A 16,532-nucleotide genomic window follows, 5' to 3' on the forward strand; every position below is an offset into this window, starting at 1 on the left:
ATCAACAGACCAATCGACAGATGATATGGATAGGAAGACGATGGCTGCATATCATACTGAAGAGAGCACAAGGAGAGGGAACCTGGCCGAAGTCCGCCAGATCATGGAGGATTATGCCCGCCTCACCGGCCTGACGGGCGGGGAAGGAAGCTCTCGCCGGTATCTTTGGACGGATGCCTTTGCCGTCTGCAGCTACCTTGAGCTCTTCAGCCAGACGGATGAAAAGAGCCATCTGGATCTGGCCCTATCCCTGGTGGATCAGGTGCATCACACCTTAGGCCGCCACCGGGATGACGATCAGAGGCGGGGCTGGATCAGCGGCCTGGAAGAGGAGGAGGGGAGACGCCATCCCACGGCGGGTGGGCTGCGCATCGGAAAGAGCCAGAAGGAACGCCGGGCTGAGGAGCCCTTCGATGAGCGCCTGGAATGGGACCGGGATGGCCAGTACTATCATTATCTCACAAAGTGGATGCATGCCCTGCGATGCGTCTTTCGGGTGACAGGAGATCCAGTTTACTGGCGGTGGGCGGTGGAGCTGGCGCAAGCTGCTCATCGCAGCTTTGTATACAGCAGAGGGAGGATGTACTGGAAGATGAGCATCGATCTCTCCCGACCTTTGGTCCCGTCTATGGGGCAGCATGATCCTTTGGATGGCCTTGTCACCTACAGCGAGCTGCAGGCGGCGGGCGAGGATCTCTATATCTCTCCTTCCCTTGATCTCTCAGAGGAGATCTCGGAGATGGCGGGGATCTGCCGGGGGATCACCCTTCCCACCAGCGATCCTCTGGGGATAGGGGGGCTGCTCTTCGATGGCTCGCGAATCGCCCAATTGATGATGAAGGGTTTTTTGAGGGATGGAGGACTTTTGGAGACTGTCCTGCTCTCTGCCAAGATCGGACTGCAGGCATATCTTCGCAGGGGAGAGTTGAGCTGGCCGGCTGAACGCCGCCTGGCCTTCCGGGAGCTGGGCCTCTCCATCGGGCTGACGGCAGCAGAAGGGCTGGCAAGATGGTGGGAGGAGCAGCCGGAGCTCTTCGTTCAAGGGGGGACTCAAAGGGATGCGAGCATTCATCCGGATGCTCTTTTGGGATCCTTGCCCCTTCGTGAGGAGATAGAGGCCTTCTGGCAGGATGAGGCAAATCAGCAGGCCCATACCTGGACGGATCACCAGGAGATCAATATGGTGATGCTGGCTGCAAGCCTCTCCCCGGGGCAGTTTCTATTGATCTGATCTTTGATGTGGATGTGAATTCGTCTTTTATATAGAATGGAGAATCAGTCAGCAATACAATGAAAGAGAGACTTTTCCGATCCGGCCATCAGTTGTCAAGCTCAAGTACGAATTCTTATGAGCATCGGCACCGGTCGGCCTGAAGCGGGCAAGGATAAGCGGGGAAAAGATCCGATCTTCGGAGGGTGAGAGCTGAATTGGGCGCTCTTCCTTTCTCTTATCGCTGCTGTATCTTCAATCTAACAACTCGATTGCCTATTACCTATTGCTCTATTACCTATTGCTCTATTACCTATTGCTCTATTACCTATTGCTCTATTACCTATTGCTCTATTACCTATTGCTCTATTACCTATTGCTCTATTACTATACCTTTATGGATCATCTTGGGCTTGATCAGATCGCAACTGGGGATCATCAGAGGATAGTCATCCTGGCAGTTATAATCAAAGGCGTGGCTGACATCGCCCAGGCCGCTTTCGTCTAAGCTATTGCCCTTATAATCGGACCAGTAGTTGCCTAAAAAGCCTGTACAGCTCTTGTTCGCGCATGGATAGTCGATTTGCCCAGGTGAGTGCCATCTGTTATTTGAAGAAGAGGACAGGGCATTTTTGCGGTTATCTATGAAGTCGTTCAGATAAATTATATTATGGCTGGAATCTCGAATGTATATGCCGATGGAATTGTTCGTCGCATTGTTCTTTGTGATGGTATTCCCGCTGCAGCCATTCAGAAGGCCAATTCCCTCCTCTTTGCTGCTATAGATGCAGTTCTCCTGTATGGTGTTATTTCTTGAGCCCTTGATGGCGATCCCATGATCATTTCTCTGAGCGATGTTATTGAGAACGGTGTTGTTGTGGGAGAAGTAAAGGTATATGCCCATCGATGCCCCTGATGCAGTGTTGCCCTCGATGAGATTCTCATGCGAGTGAGCCAGCATTATGCCATCGCTGGAGAGAAGGGCCATCACCCCCTGGCAGCGGGCGGTTGCATCGTTATTGGAGATGGTATTCCCGTCTGATACCATCAGGTAGATTGCGGCTCCGCATGCTTCTATGATGTTGTTGCTGATCTTGTTATGGCTGGATACGACATCGATTCCGTCGCCATTCGGGTTCAATATCCTAAATCCGCTTATCTGGCTGTTATTGGCGGTCATGAATACCGATCCGAAGATCGAGCCGGCATCGATCACCGGCATTCCTTCTCCGGAATCAATGCCGATTAAAGAGACCTCTTTTCTGATATCCAGCGTCCCCCGGTAGGTGCCACTCATGACCTCGATGATATCGCCATTATGAGCCAGATCGATGGCCTCTTGTATGCGCTCCCCGGGCTGAACGGTGATGGTGGCTGCATGGGCCGGCCCATATAATAGAAGAAGGATAAGGACAGGAAGTATGATTATCCCGGGGCTCCTCTGGCTGAAATTTGAAAACTGTTTTATCATCGATGTTATATCTGAGCAGCAGAGCATAAAAATTTGTCTATGGATGGCAGGAGGGCAATCAGCCGCTCAGAGGAGCAGCAGATGGGTGAGGCTTGAGAGGATCTATTGCATCTTCCAGGATGTTAAGGACAATGATATTTTGAGCGAAAGAGTTGAGAAATGGAGATTCGCAGTCCCCTGCGGCTAAAACCTGAGGCCAAGAGAACAAAGCACAAAGGAAGCTCTTCTGTGGTACATCGCCCATAAAACGGGCAAGGAGCCCAGGAAATTTTCCTGCGATGCCCGGTCTCTGATCATAGCCCAGTACCATAGGCCAGTATCGCTCAATACCATATCTCAATATCATATCTCAATATCATATCTCAGTATCATAGTTCAGTATCATGACCCGTTATCGCAACCCTCTATCATAACCAAGGACCATAACTCAAGACCCTGACCCAGAATTCATCATCAGGTGGCTTTTATCCTCGAATTTCCCGGCGGCAGGAACTGCACGATCTGATCCACGGAGGCTATGGACTTCAGGAAGGCTCTGTCCCCCACCCTCTCTGAGAACTGCCGGTAGATCCTCTTGGCCAGATCATCGGCATTCAGCTCTCCTGGCTCGATCTCCACCGCCGGATCTGAGCCGGGCTTTATTGCCGAGACGGGACCGCCTATGAGAGCTCCATCCCTTATGCCCAGGGCAATCCCAAAAGGCACATCCCGGAAGTACCTGCGCTCCCCCCGATGACAAAGGAGCCCTTCTTCAAGAATCCCCCGGCTCTGGGGTCTTGCTCACCTGACCCCCCTTAACCAGGTAGCAGTCTGCTGCCGCCAGTCCGCCCTTCCAAAGAGAGGAGTAGCTCACAGAAAAAACCGCCGCTTCCTGAAGAGTGCTTTCCGGCACCTCTTTGCCCTCTGTCTTGATCACTGTGAGGGGAGCACCGGGAGCATCGGTATGCATCGCCAGGTCCCTTTTCTCCAGGTATTTGGCATAGATCTCCTCATTGCTGTCTGCATCCCTTCCCCCCAAGATCAGGAAGCCATCGGAGGAGTAAAACCAGCGGAACCTCTCATACCACTTGGGCTTCCTTCTCCTGTAGTACGAAGGAGCGGCACGGGCCTTCTTGGGTGCAGCCTTTCCGGCCTTCAGCTCCTCGGTTATGGCCAGTGCGCTCTGGGCCCCCTTGGCCTTGCGGAGCATCTCCTTGGCCCGCTCATAGTACCTCTGGGCATTCTGGGGAACGGTCAAGGCGGCATTCAACTCCAGCTCCTCCTCATCCAGCAGGACATGCATCTCCCCTCTGCCGTCCAAAGAGAGGATGGTCTTGGCCTGGGGAAGGCCTGAGCTGCTGATCCTCTCCCAGATCTGGTTATAGGAGAAGCCTCGGGCCTGAGCATCATTCATCAGGGAGAGGATCTGCTCCACTCTGCCGTAGAGCTGGTAGACCAGCTCCCCCTTACGGACCAATTCTGCCTCCTGGATCTGAAACTCCTCAATGGCCTTGCGCTGCAGCTCTATCCTGCGCTCCAGGGGATCTTGCTTGGGCGCCTTCTCCTCCTCAAGTCTGATAAAAAAGGCGTCGAGAGCCTCGCTGAAGGTGGGGAAGCGCTTCTGCTCCAGGCCGGAGTAAAGCTTCAGTGGGCGGGGCAGGACATCTACCGGAGAGCCATCTTCGATGACGATATGAGGGTCGAGGGTATCATTCAGGAACACATCTCTCAAGGACTGGTGCACCCTATCGATCTCCTCGGAGTCAAGGTCGATCGCCTCCTTGTTCTTGTCTATCCCGGCCACCAGGCAGACCTCCTCGGCATAGGTTCCACCCATATTCAGGCCGCGGGCCAGGGACCTCACCAGATCCTGGCCGCTGGAGGCGAGCCAGAGGGCCAGCTCCTCCCGGGATATGCTCCTGGGATCGGGCTGGCCGGGGTGATAGAGGTAGGGCTCTCCAGCAGCCATCTTGCTCCCCCGGTAAAGCATCTTTCTGAGCATGCTGAGGATGTTTCTGGATTCGTCGAGCAGGATCATGCTCCCCTTGGGAAAGAGCTCTATGATCAGATAACGGGGAACGCCACTCCGCTCCACTTTGATCTCTAATAGCCGGTCGAACTGATGCTGCCTGATATCGACGATCCGCCCTCCGGAGAGATGGCTTCTGAGCATAGTGGGAAACTGGGGCGGCGTCTTGCTGGGCGGACGCTCGGCCCGGGTGATATGAACCCTTTTTGCCGCCTCCAGGAGAAGGTCGAGCCTGCCCTCGGCAGGGGACTGAACAGTGAGCCAGATCCTGTCCGAGGACTGCTGGTAGGCCTTGCCCATAAATCCTCCTGAGATTCGATCCCGAAGCTCTCTTGCGATTGCTGCCACATCCACATTGCTCATCGCCTTCTTCATGAAGAGGAGGATCTGGATCAATTGATAAATAGTTGCGGATCAATATCTGGGGTTTGTGGAAGAGATAGATGAGGGAATGAGAGGGGAGAGGGAATGAGAAAAGAGACGGAAAGAGAGACCGAACAGAGAGGATTTCTCGTCGACCTCATGCTCCTCCGCCTGGGCAGATGGCTGCGCCTCCTGGGCCAGGATGTGGCCAATCCCGAGAACGATTGCGATGAGGCACTGCTGGGACAGGCGAAGAGAGAGGGGCGGATCCTGATCACCAGGGATAAGAGGCTCTTTTCCTCCTGTTCTGCTGCCGGGGTGGAGGGCATTCTCATCCGATCCTCCCAGATCTCAGAGCAGATCCTGGAGATGGCTGAAAGAGGTATCGCTTTGAGGATAGATCCTCAGAGGTGCACATTGTGCAACAATCCTCTCGAAGAGGCTGAAGGGCGCAGGGGAGAGCTCTGGATCTGTCCTGTCTGCCAGAGGTTCTACTGGCGAGGCGGCCACTGGAAGAGTATGGAAGAGATGCTTATGGCCCTGAACCATAGGATGCACCAACGAGAATAGCTGGCAAGCTGAAGGCGGAAGGCTGAAGTCGGCACACTAAGGCGATGGTAGAACAGATAGATACCGTTGCGGGCATACATTATTTATGTCTCATATCATCTTCAATATACCATCTGCAATTTCTGACTCCCATCAGCATCATTGCGATAGCAGCGGCTGCCGGGGCTTGACCCGGATATTCAGATAATCGGCCAGCTCGGCCTTCATCTGGGTCATAGACCAGAGATGAGAGGAGTTTAAGCAGAACTGGGGCTGGTACTGATATTGATTTCCTGGCAGGGTGAAAGGATCGGCAGGAGCAAGGCGGGGAGGGGCCGACTCCAGGGTGGTCTCCAGCAGACACCACTGACCTGACTCACACTGGTAGACCACCCAGGCATGGCCATAGGCTCCTGCAGGGGAGGCGACCCGCCCCATCACCACCCGCACGCACTGCTCTGAGATCCCGCTGGCCAGGAGAAGAGAGGCCAGGAGAAAGGAGGTGTCCTCGCAGTCCCCTTTGCCAAGAATCAGCGTCTCCTCAGGAAAGAGCCAGAGATCCTCCAGGCCAAAAGCACTCTTATCGGTGACGTAATCTATTGACCTCGTCACATAGTCCCAGATCAGCCAGGTCCTCATATCGAATGTACCTGAATCTCGGGAGACGGGAAGGCCTATCTCCTGCAGGGCCCTGGCGATCACCTTGCTCCGAGTATGAGACAGCCAGTCCCGGATATCTGTAGGAATCAGGATGCCTGTGCAGCCGACAACAGCCCTCTTATCATAAACGATAGTATCTCTGATGATCGCCTCCCCTGCCCAATTACATCCTGTGATCATGAGGCCCCCACCCCCTCTATGTTAATAATTTTAGCCTATCATATTTAAGGTTATCGAATTGGGCGCTAATAAATCCAGATAACCGGCAAGATAAATTTATTACAGATATTTAATATAAATTTTATAGATGGGTGGGATTTGTGGAGAGGATATTCACTATCACCATACTGTGCTCTGCCCTGTGCTCTGCCAAATCCTCATGCCCTATTGTATGCGCGCTGGGGCTGCAGTCTGCTTTGGGATCAAGAGGACGGCGCTGGCGCTGGGCGAGGCCAGGAGAGCTCCCGCGCCCTCGGACTGTATGGATGTGCACAGTATAGAGGTTTTGGCGTGAACCCCTCAGAGCGGAAAAAGGTCGAATGATGGCGATTTGTGGAGCCTGCGGCTCTGCGCCAAATTGTGCAGGCGATGGCGCTGCTGAGAGTTCCCCTCTGTGCCTTTGTCCTCTGTGCTGATCACTGCCGCCCAAGCGCAGGCAGGCCCCGTCCCCCTCTGCCCGCATCTGGTTACTGCTTACCAGCCACCCTGGCTCTGCTCATCGGCTCCATCTCGGAGTTGTACCTTCCATGCCCTGAGTATAAAATCTCCTCGATTCTCTCTGCCAGCAGAGCCTCGGGATTCCTTGCCGTCAGATAGTGTCCTGCAGTTGCATACCATAGATACTTCTCATGCTTCAGAGCCTCGGCAGTGGACTGGTATGTTATCCCCTTGCCCTGGAACTGGTATATGCTCTGAATGGCCTCAAGAACCACCACCGCCACAGCCAAAAGCCCAGTGACAATCGGATAGGCCCCCCAGCCGGCGAAGAATGGAACCAGGGCTGCGGCAATGAACTCCACCCCCTTCAGCCACTTATATCGATCCTGATTCCATTTTGCATTGTGACTGTGCCATCTGACCTGCTCCTCCAGCCTCTCCAGCGTTATGTTTGTGACCATAATCATGAACCCCCGTCGATTGTCATTTAGATCGGAATGATCTCATAATGCTGCACCAACAAGCTCTGACAGCATCTGGCTGAGAGCCAGCCGGGCAGCTGCATTCCATCCAGGGTTCATCTCTTCTCAAGGATAAGCTTTTGCCGGGGCATTCCTGCTGTTTGGCTATCTGGTTGGCTATCTGGTTGGCTATCTGATCGGCTAAATGCTCGGCTGTCTGATCGGCTATCTGATCGGCTATCTGATCGGCTATCTGATCGGCTATCTGGTCGGCTATCTGATCGGCTATCTGATCGGCTATCTGATCGGCTATCTGATCGGCTAAATGCTCGGCTATCCGACATTCGGTTCAATGAAAGTGGTCTTCGAAGAGGCTCTTGACGCCGGCGGGACCGGCGGGGAGAAGTACGGCTTCCTCCTGGCGTTCGCTACCCTTAATAACTCCTTGATCCTGTCCGGATCCAGGCTATCAACCGGCACTAGATTGTCGCTTCTGAGCAGGCAGGGTTTTATCTTTCCATCCGAGGTTACCCTCAAGCGCGTGCAGTGAGAGCAGAACTCAGTATTGTCCATCGGTCTGACCACCTCCACCTCTGCCCCATCCAGGATATACTTTTTCCGCCTGTGCATCTCCCGGGTTCGAATGGCATCTGCCCTGGCCGCCAGGCTCCGTTCGATCCCCTCAATATCTCCGCTGATGCCCTGGCCCTGAAGGTCTAAGAGCTCAATGAGCTGCAGTATCAGCCCTCTTTGACGGCAGAACTCGATCATATCCGGGACCTCAGGCTCGTTATTCTTAAGGAGGACAAAATTCAGCTTGATGGGCAAGAGATCCGCCTCTATGGCAGCATCAACTCCCGCCAGAACCCTCTCCAAGTCCTCTGGCCTTCCTCCAGTGATACCACAGTACCTGCCCGGCTGAAGGGAGTCTAAGCTGATATTCACCCTGTCCAGACCGGCCCGGGCCAGAGCCTCTGCCTGTTCGGCGAGAAGGATGCCATTGGTGGTGAGGGATATCTCCAGGCTCTGCGGAATCCGGGCAATGATCTCATCGAGATCCCCTCTCAGCAGAGGCTCGCCACCGGTGAGCTTCACCGAGCAGACCCCCAACTCCGCTGCAGCTTTGGCTATGCTCACCACCATCTCTGCTGGAATCTCCCCGCTTGGCAGCAGCTCCCCCTCATGATGGCAGTAGATGCATCTCAGATTGCAGTCGGGGGTGAGGGCGATTCGTATGCCTGTGACTTTGCGGCCATAAGAGTCTATCATTTGACCGGCCATTGGGGAGTTCATTATACTGCTAGTATTAGTAATCTGTTAATACTCAACCAATACTCGGCTACTACTCGGCCAATGCCCGGCTAATGCCCGATTAGTAATCCTGTTAGTACTCTGTTAGTGCTCGTTCTCTATGAAGAGAGCTTTCGGGGGCGAATACGCCATTGTCGTCCGGTTCATCTTATGCAATCAATACTCAATCTCTCCCAGGCTGCGCTTGAGATAGCTGAGAAGGGTCATGGATATTATCACACAGATGGCAAATCCAGAGAGCATCTCCTCCCAGGGATGTATGTTCTCGGTGAAGGCATATATGATCCCCCCGGAGAGAAGAGCCAAGATCAGGGTGGCGATGATTGAGACCAGCATGGACCACATGATGGAGCCTACCTCATACCGCTCGAAGAACGAGGCAGAGAGAACAAAGGCTATTGCCGCCAGGATCAGGGTTATGGATATGGGCAGGCCTGGACCGTAGCGGAAGAGCTGGATCAGCCCCAGGGCTAAAACCATAATCACCACCGCCAGCAATCCCGAAGCAAGAAAAGCCTTCAGGATGTAATTGTCAAAGCGATACTCCACCCCTATCACCCTCTACTGGATGCGTATCGAATATAAAGATTCTGTACGCTCAGTTTGATCTCTTGATCTCAGCGTCAAGCTCCTGAATGACCCTCATATGCTCTTTTTTGAGGACCTCCGCCTTCTTCTCTGCTTCATCCAGCACTTGAGAGCGGCCCATCATCTCCAGCTCCCGGCTGATCTCAGAGAGGCGCATTGCTCCAACATAAGCGCTGCTGGATTTTAGGTTGTGGGCAGCTATCCTCAGCCCGTCAGCATCCCCGTTCTTCACTGCTTGCAGGATCGCCGTCACCTTTTGCGGTGAATGCTCGATGAACAGACCGCCTACCTCGGCAACGATATCCGGATCGCCATCATTCTGCAGCTCCCTGAGACAATCGAGAACCGATCGATCCAGAGTGTTGCCTGAAATCTCATCTCCTTCTGCCATATCAAGCCCATCCACACGAAATCACATGCAGTCATATATCATATTTCTTACTATTTATTCTTATCCACTTCTGGCTTGAAGGAATGAGAGATTCAACAGAGATCTGCCGGTTCACTCCAGCAGCACCATTCCGAAGAGGATAACCCTCTCCGTATAGGATCTTATCACCTGTGGACGGTATCCTACATTCTCCAGGGTCTTGAACACATCCACCCCGCAGCCCTCCATGGAGGGCCTCACCCTCTCTTTATGGCGGCACTTGAGAACGTCCAGTGGATTCATCCCCACCCCCCTCTCCTGCATCTCCTCTGCCACACAGCTCTCGCAGAGGGCACAGGGAAGGGCGTAAAAGCCCAGGGCCTTGTAGTAGCCATTGAGAAATGCCCTTCTCTCCAGCTGATAGATGGTATCGTGCAGATGAGCAATGGAGTCCCAGAGGTAGTGATGGATATGCTCAGGATCGGTCCCCGGCCCGGGCTCCGCCTGGAACCTGGCCAAAATCGCTGTCTGGTATTCAGATACCACCCCCCTCATCTCCTCCGGTGAGGGGGCGAAGGGCGGGCAGCATAGGTGTTTGCCATAGGCCCGGCAGCCGTATCTGCATTTCAGACTCACCCAATCGGCCACCACTATGGCATCAGTGGAGATGTAGAAGATGTCCGGATGGACCTCCTTCAGCTCCAGGAGAAGGCAGTCCAAATTCACATCATTCATAGGGCCTCCTCTCCTGCCTGACCACCAGTACTGGTCGGTCCGCCCGCCTGGCGACATCGAATGAGGTGCTGCCCAATCTCATCTGCTTGATCCAGCCCTTTCCCTGAGAGCTGAAGATCAAAAGGGAGACATCCTGCTTTTTGGCGAGCTCCAGTATCCGATCGGCTGGCCTGCCCTTGAGGATATGGATTGTGACTGCTCTTCCTGGTTGCTCCAAATCCTGCCGCATACGGTTGAGCTCTTCTGCCGCCCGATCAAACTCCGCCTCTTTGGAGATCACATGGACCAGCAGGATCTCTCTTGCTCCTTTCAATCCTCCCGCCAGGGCTATAGCATCCCTTGATGCGGGCGAGAGGTCAGTGGTGACCAAAACCCGGGAGAATATATCAGGGCAGAAGCTCTCTATGCCCGCCTCTTCTCCCTTTTCCAGAATCTTATGGCGGATGATGAGAAGATCCGTCTCCCCCTGGCGGAGCACCTCCGTGGATACGCTTCCAAGCAGCATCCCCTCCATCATTCCCTTGCCCTGAGCCCCCATGATTATCAGGGATACATCCTCCTCCATTGCCGCCTTCTGGATGGCCTCGCCCACTGTACCCCCATAGATAAAATCAGCATCCTGTCTGGGCTCCGGAGGCTTCAGGTTGATCCCGTCCGCACCGCTCATGGGCTCCACTATCACCTTCAGAACGGGTTTTACCGAAATTGTGGCCTCTTTTCCGCCGATAAGGGCAAAGAGCAGCTCTGCCTGTTCATTCAGCCTGGTGCTCGCTTCGCTTATGATGCTGTCATAGCTCCACCCGCTCTTCTCCAGGAGCTTGGGATTGCTGGCATCGAGAACATGGAGAAGCACAACCTCTCTTATTCCGGGGATCTTGGTTATGCACTCTATCATCCTGCCAGTGTAGCGGGAGAAGTCTATAGGAATCAGGACTTTTTCAAACATCTCCTCTCACCCTCACCAAATCACCTCAGATTATCAATTGGTCATGAATGAGCACGCCAAAATATATCAAAATAGCGATATGTGTCTGAGGATGCATCGGATTTGGCAAGAGGGAATGGCAGGACAAAGACATATTTATACCAATAACACATTATCATTTGTTAAGAATCTGATCTGCTCTTTTTGAGCTGATTCCGAGGGTGGAATCATGTGGAAATACATTTAGAAATATATCCTACTAATACTACTTACCATATCTGTGGGCCTGATGAGCCCGGCAGGAGCAGATGGCATCATCATCGTCGATCCTCCACCAGGAGTGAATGTTCGCCTGGACCAGTCCCTGGCCATCAATACCACCATGTGGACATCCAGATAAAAGAGCAGGTGGCCACTACCCATGTTGACCAGGCATTCATCAATGACCAGCCCTGGACAGCAGAGGGAACCTACATCTCCCCCCTGCCCGAGGGAGCGGTGGTGAGTGACCTTGTGATGTGGGTGGACGGCACTGCCGTGCACGGTGAGATCCTGGAGGCGGATGAGGCGCGGGAGGTCAGGCCTATGAGACAGTGCCTGAGGAGGGTTCAGATTCTGGATATAGAGGATGAAGGCGCTGCTGGAAGAGGCCCAATCCCGCCCAATCCGGCTGATCCGGGCAGTTACAGCTCCATCTCTCCCCTGGCATAGAGGTCCTCTGCCACCCGCTTGAGGCCCTCTCCTTTTATCTCTCCCCCATAGTCGGGCAGAATTACTATCCTCTTATCCTGGTAACGATTGCGGATATCCTGGATGTGAGAGCTCTGAGAGGCCATCTTCCCCTGGCAGAACTGGCAGGGGCAATCCCGAATCACATGGTTGATGACAATGGCGGAGACATTCACTCCGTGCGACTGCACTGTCTCGATCAACCGTCTGCTCTCCTCCACTGCCGCCTTCTCCGGGATGGTCACCACAGTTATGCTCGCAGTATTGGGATCGATAAGGGCGTTTCTCATGGTTTCTGCCTTCAGCCGCATTGCTCTCACCTCTTTGAGGATGGAGTCTCCAAACCCCGATTCCAGCATATTGAGGACTCCGATCCATCTGTTTCTGATGCCAAGAACCCGGGTGACAAATCCAGTGGTGATGGAGGGCAACTGGAGCAGAGGCAGGACCATGGCCGTGGGCGCCGAGTCTATCACCACCAGATCGTACTTCTCCTGGACATAGATCTCATTGAGCTTATCCATGAATATCAGCTCAGAGACGCCGGGCATGCTGGCAAAGTCCTCCGGCCTTACCTCCACCTCGAAGAGGCCGAAGAGGGCGGTGATCATATTCTTATATCTGCGAAAGAAGCTGCGTGACTCCTCGGCAAGGTCTGGCTCATAGGCGGATAGATGCTCTCCGATCTTATTGGTCTGGCCCCCCAGGTCCAGATCGAGGATATCAGATAGAGAATGAGCAGGGTCCATGGAGAAGACAAGAGTCTCTAAACCCTTCTCTGCGGCCCATATGCCAGTCGCTGCAGAGCATACGCTCTTTCCCACGCCACCCTTGCCTGCCACATAAATGAGCTTCATGGCTTCAACTGGTCGAGGGTGAGATTTAATTGTTTGCCAATAAAAAGGTTTTTCTACTTTCAAGACACTTTAACGGAACTAATTATAAAAAGGGGGCGAAAGGATGAGTAAGCAACTGATAGCGGCAGTAGTATTCATCCTGTGCACCATTGGGGCGCAGGGTGCGAGCGGAGGGGGCCAGGCAAGCCTGGACATCGTGGGGAGCAATGTTGCAAACACCACCTTCATATCGCCGGATGGGGTTCCGGTTGTGCTGGAAATAGTAGGAAGCACCGCCAGCAATATACAGGTGGGTGCCCTGGCAAAGGAGAGGCCATTGCAGTGCCGCAATTGCTATGAATGTGGGGCATGTGGTGAGTTGAAGATCTATACCACGCCCTGGGATGATTTCAGGCGGCCTTTATGCTATCCCTGGAGTTCATATATCCCCACCCGCTACAACCGGCCGATGATCAACAGGAACTGGGGAGGGATGGCTCAGGGAGCAGTCTCTTTAGGCCAGGGGATGAGCACTACAGGCTGAGATCGAAGGTGGGGAGGAAAGCCTTCGGCTGAGCCAGAGCTCTCTTCTGCCAGCCGAAAGACTTTTCTACTTTCAGTATATATAAAAGACAAGCTAAATATTAGATCCAATGGAGGGGAATTAGTTGAAGCATTCTATATTGGCAGCAATGCTGATTCTGATGGCATCAAACGCCATGGCCTTTGGCGGTCCGGGATCAGTGGTCGTGGATATTGTGGGGAGCGATGTGAAGGATACAGTCGTTGTGGCCGATGGACGGGGAGGAATCGACCTGGAGATAATCGGGAGCACAGCGAAAAACACCACTGTATCCCCGTACATGTCACTGGCGATCTGTCAATCGTGCCAGATCTGTCCGGCATGCCCCACATGTCCAATGCCCATATATCCCACACCGGTCTGCCCCACATGTCCTACCTGTCCCCCGGATGAGGGGGCGTACAAGCCGCCAACTCCCTGGGACTATATGCATCTGGGAGTCGACGCCTGGTATGGAGCTTTCTGGTATAGGGACTACCCCAATATGCCCAAATGGCCGCAGATTTAGCCCCGACTTTGAAGAGGAGCTGCCCAGAAAGCAATCCTCATCCATAAAGATAAACGGAGGCCCGAGGCCCTGAGGCCAGGGACATCGAGAAGCAGAGGTTCCAGGACGCTCATTCCGGTCTAGCGTAGCATCCCACAAGTTAAATACCTGCAGCCAAAGATCATATGAAAGCTTATGCTGAACCGATCCACGCTAGACCGCAGGAGATCATTCTCACCAGGGATAAGCGAGCTTTTCTGGTGCAATGACTGCAATCTTCCTCTCCTCTCAGAGCGCTGCTCCCTCTGCCGCCAACCCGGCAGGAGAATTCCCCTCTCCCCTCCAGGAGACGTCCGCCTCTGCTCTCCCCGGGGAAGAGAGCTGCTAAGAGAGCTGTTCCTGCATAACTGGGGTGCAGCCGACTTCCTGGACAACAGGCTGATCCTTCTCAATAAGATCGCCGGAATGGACCGCAGAGATCAGGTGATACTTGATGGCAGACATATTGCCACCCTCTGGTTTGATATCACAGAAGACCGGCAGAGGCTGGACCTGGAGATCGCCGGCGCCGCCCTGCTCAAAGAGAGGGCGAAGAGGAACCTGGTCATCTGCCATGAGAGCCTCCTGAAGGGGCACATAAAGGGCAAGTGGCTGGCCAGGGATCAGATCATAAGCCCGCTTCCCTCTCTGGAGGAGGGAGAGAGCCTGGTGCTCAAGATCGGGAAGTTCTCTGCAGTGGGAACTGTACGCCAGAGAGGCGATGGCCTGGCGATCAGGATCAAGGATGTAACCCAGAGTGATTTTGTCTTGAAGAAGGGCTCCTTCACCCAGGAGAATGCCATCCTGGCCAATGAGGATCACCTCAAACGCCTGGAGAGAGAGGCTCTGGCCGAGGTCAGGGGTTACTTATCCAGAAACAGGCTGCCGGTGAATATCTCGTTCAGCGGGGGGAAGGACAGCCTGGCCTCGCTCATCCTCGCGCAGAAGCTTCTGCCCAGAATTGAGGTCCTATTCATTAATACCGGCCTGGAGTTTCCCGAGACCGTGCAGTATGTACGAGAGCTGTGCCTCCGCCGCAAGCTCAGGCTGCATGAGATCCGCGCAGAGAGCGATTTTTTCCAGCAGGTGAAGATCTTCGGCCCCCCGGCCAAGGATTATCGCTGGTGCTGTAAGAGCAATAAGCTCGGACCGATGACGGCATTCCTGGCCGGGCAGTATCCCCGTGGCTGCGTGACCATAGAGGGGCGGCGGATCTTCGAGTCCTTCAACCGCTCCGCCATAAAGGGGGTGGAGAGGAATCCCTATGTCCCCGGCCAGACCATGCTCTCCCCCATCCGAGACTGGAGGGCGCTGGAGGTCATGCTCTACATCCACTGGAACGGCGAGCTGCCCAACCCTCTCTACCAGGAGGACTATGAGCGAATAGGCTGCTGGCTCTGTCCAGCATCGCCGCAGTCTGAACTCTCCCGCCTCAGGGAGAGCCACCCAGACCTGTACCATCAGTGGAGCTCCTGCCTTCATCAATGGAGAGAGGAGAACGGCCTGGACAGGAGATATATCGATTGGGGGTTCTGGCGCTGGAGAAGGCACCCCCCCAAGATGACGGAGATCGCAGCGGCCCATGGTATCGATCTAACGAAGCGGGGAGGATCAAGAGGGGAGCTCTCCTTTCAGGCAGTACGGGGAAGATCGCCATGCGGACTGGAGTACTCCATCGAGGCTACCCTCTCTTTTCCTCAGAATCATCCCTTCTCCAGTGTGGCCAATGCTCTGGGCATCCTGGGGAGGGTGAAGTATGAGGAGGATATGGGAGCAGCATTGCTCAGGACTGAGAGCGGAAGGGCCACCATCTTCGCCAATGGCCATATCCTGGTCATAGCGGGGAGGGCGGAGGCAGAGGAGCTTCTGCAGAGGGTGGTCGAGGTCATATTAAGGGTGCAGATGTGCACAAAGTGTGGAATCTGTACGAAAAACTGTCGCCAGGGGGCGATCACCCTGCAAGACACCCTCATTGTGGATCAGGAGCGGTGCAACCACTGCGGGAGATGCTCCCGGGGATGCATAGCAGTCAATGAGGCGAAGAGGATCTACAAAGAGCTGAACAAGCCCGCCGGTCCCCAAATAAGATCAGAGCTCATGAAGCTGAATGGGCCATTGAGATGATCGTCCAGGGTCCTTCATATTCAGAGGATGTCTCCGGAAAGCTCCGGGGTCCATTCATCTCCATGCTCTTTTTCTGCCAGTAGATTTAAATATTTGATTAATATCACCGATACCATACTGAGGAATCAGAATGGTAACCGGAACAGTAAAATTCTTCAATAGAACCAAGAGATTTGGATTCATTGCAGGCGACGATGGAAAGGATTATTTCGTTCATGCAACCGGCCTCATGCCGGACGTCACCATCAATGAGGGTGACAAGGTCAGCTTCGAGGTAGTTGAGGGCGAGAAAGGCCCCAAGGCAGATAGAGTAAGCAAAGTGTAATCCAGAATGATCGCCAAGATCTTATAAGCACATTTCATAGAGCATAGCCTTTCATGGGCTGGGAGACTGGCCCCGATTTCCACTTTCTTCAATTATGATCT

At 53.9% G+C, this 16,532-nt stretch carries 19 protein-coding genes; 8 read left to right on the forward strand and 11 right to left on the reverse strand.

Annotated features, from left to right (window positions below; genetic code table 11):
* The first annotated feature begins 40 nt into the window (after positions 1 to 40).
* The gene (locus IPI63_RS03890) at positions 41 to 1,231 is read left to right on the forward strand and encodes a hypothetical protein (protein ID WP_292476739.1); all 1,191 of its coding nucleotides are present in this window, start codon (positions 41 to 43) and stop codon (positions 1,229 to 1,231) included.
* A gap of 352 nt (positions 1,232 to 1,583) precedes the next feature.
* On the opposite strand, the gene IPI63_RS03895 is transcribed toward IPI63_RS03890, so the two are convergent.
* From IPI63_RS03895 to rqcH, 3 genes are all read right to left on the reverse strand, one after another.
* The gene (locus IPI63_RS03895; protein WP_292476741.1) at positions 1,584 to 2,681 is read right to left on the reverse strand and encodes a nitrous oxide reductase family maturation protein NosD; all 1,098 of its coding nucleotides are present in this window, start codon (positions 2,679 to 2,681) and stop codon (positions 1,584 to 1,586) included.
* Between the two features lie 453 nt (positions 2,682 to 3,134).
* The gene (locus tag IPI63_RS03900) at positions 3,135 to 3,386 is read right to left on the reverse strand and encodes a hypothetical protein (RefSeq protein WP_292476743.1); all 252 of its coding nucleotides are present in this window, start codon (positions 3,384 to 3,386) and stop codon (positions 3,135 to 3,137) included.
* A gap of 46 nt (positions 3,387 to 3,432) precedes the next feature.
* Complete coding sequence (gene rqcH, locus IPI63_RS03905; RefSeq protein WP_292476745.1) at positions 3,433 to 5,064, reverse strand: ribosome rescue protein RqcH; 1,632 nt, start codon at positions 5,062 to 5,064, stop codon at positions 3,433 to 3,435.
* 93 nt (positions 5,065 to 5,157) lie between these two features.
* On the opposite strand from rqcH, the gene IPI63_RS03910 reads away from it, so the two are divergent.
* Positions 5,158 to 5,622 carry a Mut7-C RNAse domain-containing protein gene (locus IPI63_RS03910; RefSeq protein ID WP_292476747.1) on the forward strand — a complete coding sequence of 155 codons (465 nt, stop codon included), beginning with the start codon at positions 5,158 to 5,160 and terminating at the stop codon, positions 5,620 to 5,622.
* Between the two features lie 138 nt (positions 5,623 to 5,760).
* On the opposite strand, the gene IPI63_RS03915 is transcribed toward IPI63_RS03910, so the two are convergent.
* The gene (locus tag IPI63_RS03915) at positions 5,761 to 6,441 is read right to left on the reverse strand and encodes a transglutaminase domain-containing protein (protein ID WP_292476749.1); all 681 of its coding nucleotides are present in this window, start codon (positions 6,439 to 6,441) and stop codon (positions 5,761 to 5,763) included.
* Between the two features lie 127 nt (positions 6,442 to 6,568).
* Between IPI63_RS03915 and IPI63_RS03920 the strand changes: the two genes are divergently transcribed.
* Positions 6,569 to 6,775 carry a hypothetical protein gene (locus IPI63_RS03920; protein ID WP_292476750.1) on the forward strand — a complete coding sequence of 69 codons (207 nt, stop codon included), beginning with the start codon at positions 6,569 to 6,571 and terminating at the stop codon, positions 6,773 to 6,775.
* Between the two features lie 172 nt (positions 6,776 to 6,947).
* Here the strand turns inward: IPI63_RS03920 and IPI63_RS03925 are convergent, their stop codons facing one another.
* The 6 genes from IPI63_RS03925 to IPI63_RS03950 all read right to left on the reverse strand — a co-directional run bounded on the left by IPI63_RS03925 (position 6,948) and on the right by IPI63_RS03950 (position 11,329).
* Positions 6,948 to 7,379: a DUF4231 domain-containing protein gene (locus IPI63_RS03925; protein ID WP_292476752.1), complete on the reverse strand. Its 432-nt coding sequence runs from the start codon at positions 7,377 to 7,379 to the stop codon at positions 6,948 to 6,950.
* A 333-nt stretch (positions 7,380 to 7,712) separates the two neighbouring features.
* The gene (moaA, locus tag IPI63_RS03930; protein WP_292476753.1) at positions 7,713 to 8,648 is read right to left on the reverse strand and encodes a GTP 3',8-cyclase MoaA; all 936 of its coding nucleotides are present in this window, start codon (positions 8,646 to 8,648) and stop codon (positions 7,713 to 7,715) included.
* A gap of 198 nt (positions 8,649 to 8,846) precedes the next feature.
* Positions 8,847 to 9,248, reverse strand: coding sequence for a hypothetical protein (locus tag IPI63_RS03935; protein WP_292476755.1), 402 nt, complete (start codon positions 9,246 to 9,248; stop codon positions 8,847 to 8,849).
* 40 nt (positions 9,249 to 9,288) lie between these two features.
* Positions 9,289 to 9,669, reverse strand: coding sequence for an Hpt domain-containing protein (locus tag IPI63_RS03940; protein WP_214065949.1), 381 nt, complete (start codon positions 9,667 to 9,669; stop codon positions 9,289 to 9,291).
* A gap of 111 nt (positions 9,670 to 9,780) precedes the next feature.
* Positions 9,781 to 10,383: a DUF2284 domain-containing protein gene (locus tag IPI63_RS03945; protein ID WP_292476757.1), complete on the reverse strand. Its 603-nt coding sequence runs from the start codon at positions 10,381 to 10,383 to the stop codon at positions 9,781 to 9,783.
* The gene (locus IPI63_RS03950; protein ID WP_292476758.1) at positions 10,376 to 11,329 is read right to left on the reverse strand and encodes a universal stress protein; all 954 of its coding nucleotides are present in this window, start codon (positions 11,327 to 11,329) and stop codon (positions 10,376 to 10,378) included. The genes IPI63_RS03945 and IPI63_RS03950 overlap by 8 nt, the downstream gene beginning before the upstream one ends.
* A gap of 363 nt (positions 11,330 to 11,692) precedes the next feature.
* Here IPI63_RS03950 and IPI63_RS03955 point away from each other — a divergent pair, with 363 nt between their 5' ends.
* Positions 11,693 to 12,019: a VIT domain-containing protein gene (locus tag IPI63_RS03955; RefSeq protein ID WP_292476759.1), complete on the forward strand. Its 327-nt coding sequence runs from the start codon at positions 11,693 to 11,695 to the stop codon at positions 12,017 to 12,019.
* Here IPI63_RS03955 and IPI63_RS03960 read toward each other — a convergent pair.
* The gene (locus tag IPI63_RS03960) at positions 11,992 to 12,894 is read right to left on the reverse strand and encodes a TRC40/GET3/ArsA family transport-energizing ATPase (protein ID WP_214065953.1); all 903 of its coding nucleotides are present in this window, start codon (positions 12,892 to 12,894) and stop codon (positions 11,992 to 11,994) included. The two genes, IPI63_RS03955 and IPI63_RS03960, sit on opposite strands and share 28 nt — an antisense overlap.
* A 103-nt stretch (positions 12,895 to 12,997) precedes the next feature.
* Here IPI63_RS03960 and IPI63_RS03965 point away from each other — a divergent pair, with 103 nt between their 5' ends.
* The 4 genes from IPI63_RS03965 to IPI63_RS03980 all read left to right on the forward strand — a co-directional run bounded on the left by IPI63_RS03965 (position 12,998) and on the right by IPI63_RS03980 (position 16,431).
* Positions 12,998 to 13,417 carry a hypothetical protein gene (locus IPI63_RS03965; RefSeq protein WP_292476760.1) on the forward strand — a complete coding sequence of 140 codons (420 nt, stop codon included), beginning with the start codon at positions 12,998 to 13,000 and terminating at the stop codon, positions 13,415 to 13,417.
* A 124-nt stretch (positions 13,418 to 13,541) separates the two neighbouring features.
* A complete protein-coding gene (locus IPI63_RS03970; RefSeq protein WP_292476761.1) occupies positions 13,542 to 13,964 on the forward strand; it encodes a hypothetical protein in 423 nt (140 codons plus the stop codon).
* Positions 13,965 to 14,138: 174 nt separating this feature from the next.
* A complete protein-coding gene (locus IPI63_RS03975) occupies positions 14,139 to 16,106 on the forward strand; it encodes a phosphoadenosine phosphosulfate reductase family protein (RefSeq protein ID WP_292476762.1) in 1,968 nt (655 codons plus the stop codon).
* A 130-nt stretch (positions 16,107 to 16,236) separates the two neighbouring features.
* Positions 16,237 to 16,431: a cold-shock protein gene (locus IPI63_RS03980; RefSeq protein ID WP_214065957.1), complete on the forward strand. Its 195-nt coding sequence runs from the start codon at positions 16,237 to 16,239 to the stop codon at positions 16,429 to 16,431.
* Positions 16,432 to 16,532: the final 101 nt, after the last annotated feature.

Origin of the sequence: Methanothrix sp. (assembly GCF_016706325.1) — an archaeon.
GTDB lineage: Archaea > Halobacteriota > Methanosarcinia > Methanotrichales > Methanotrichaceae > Methanothrix.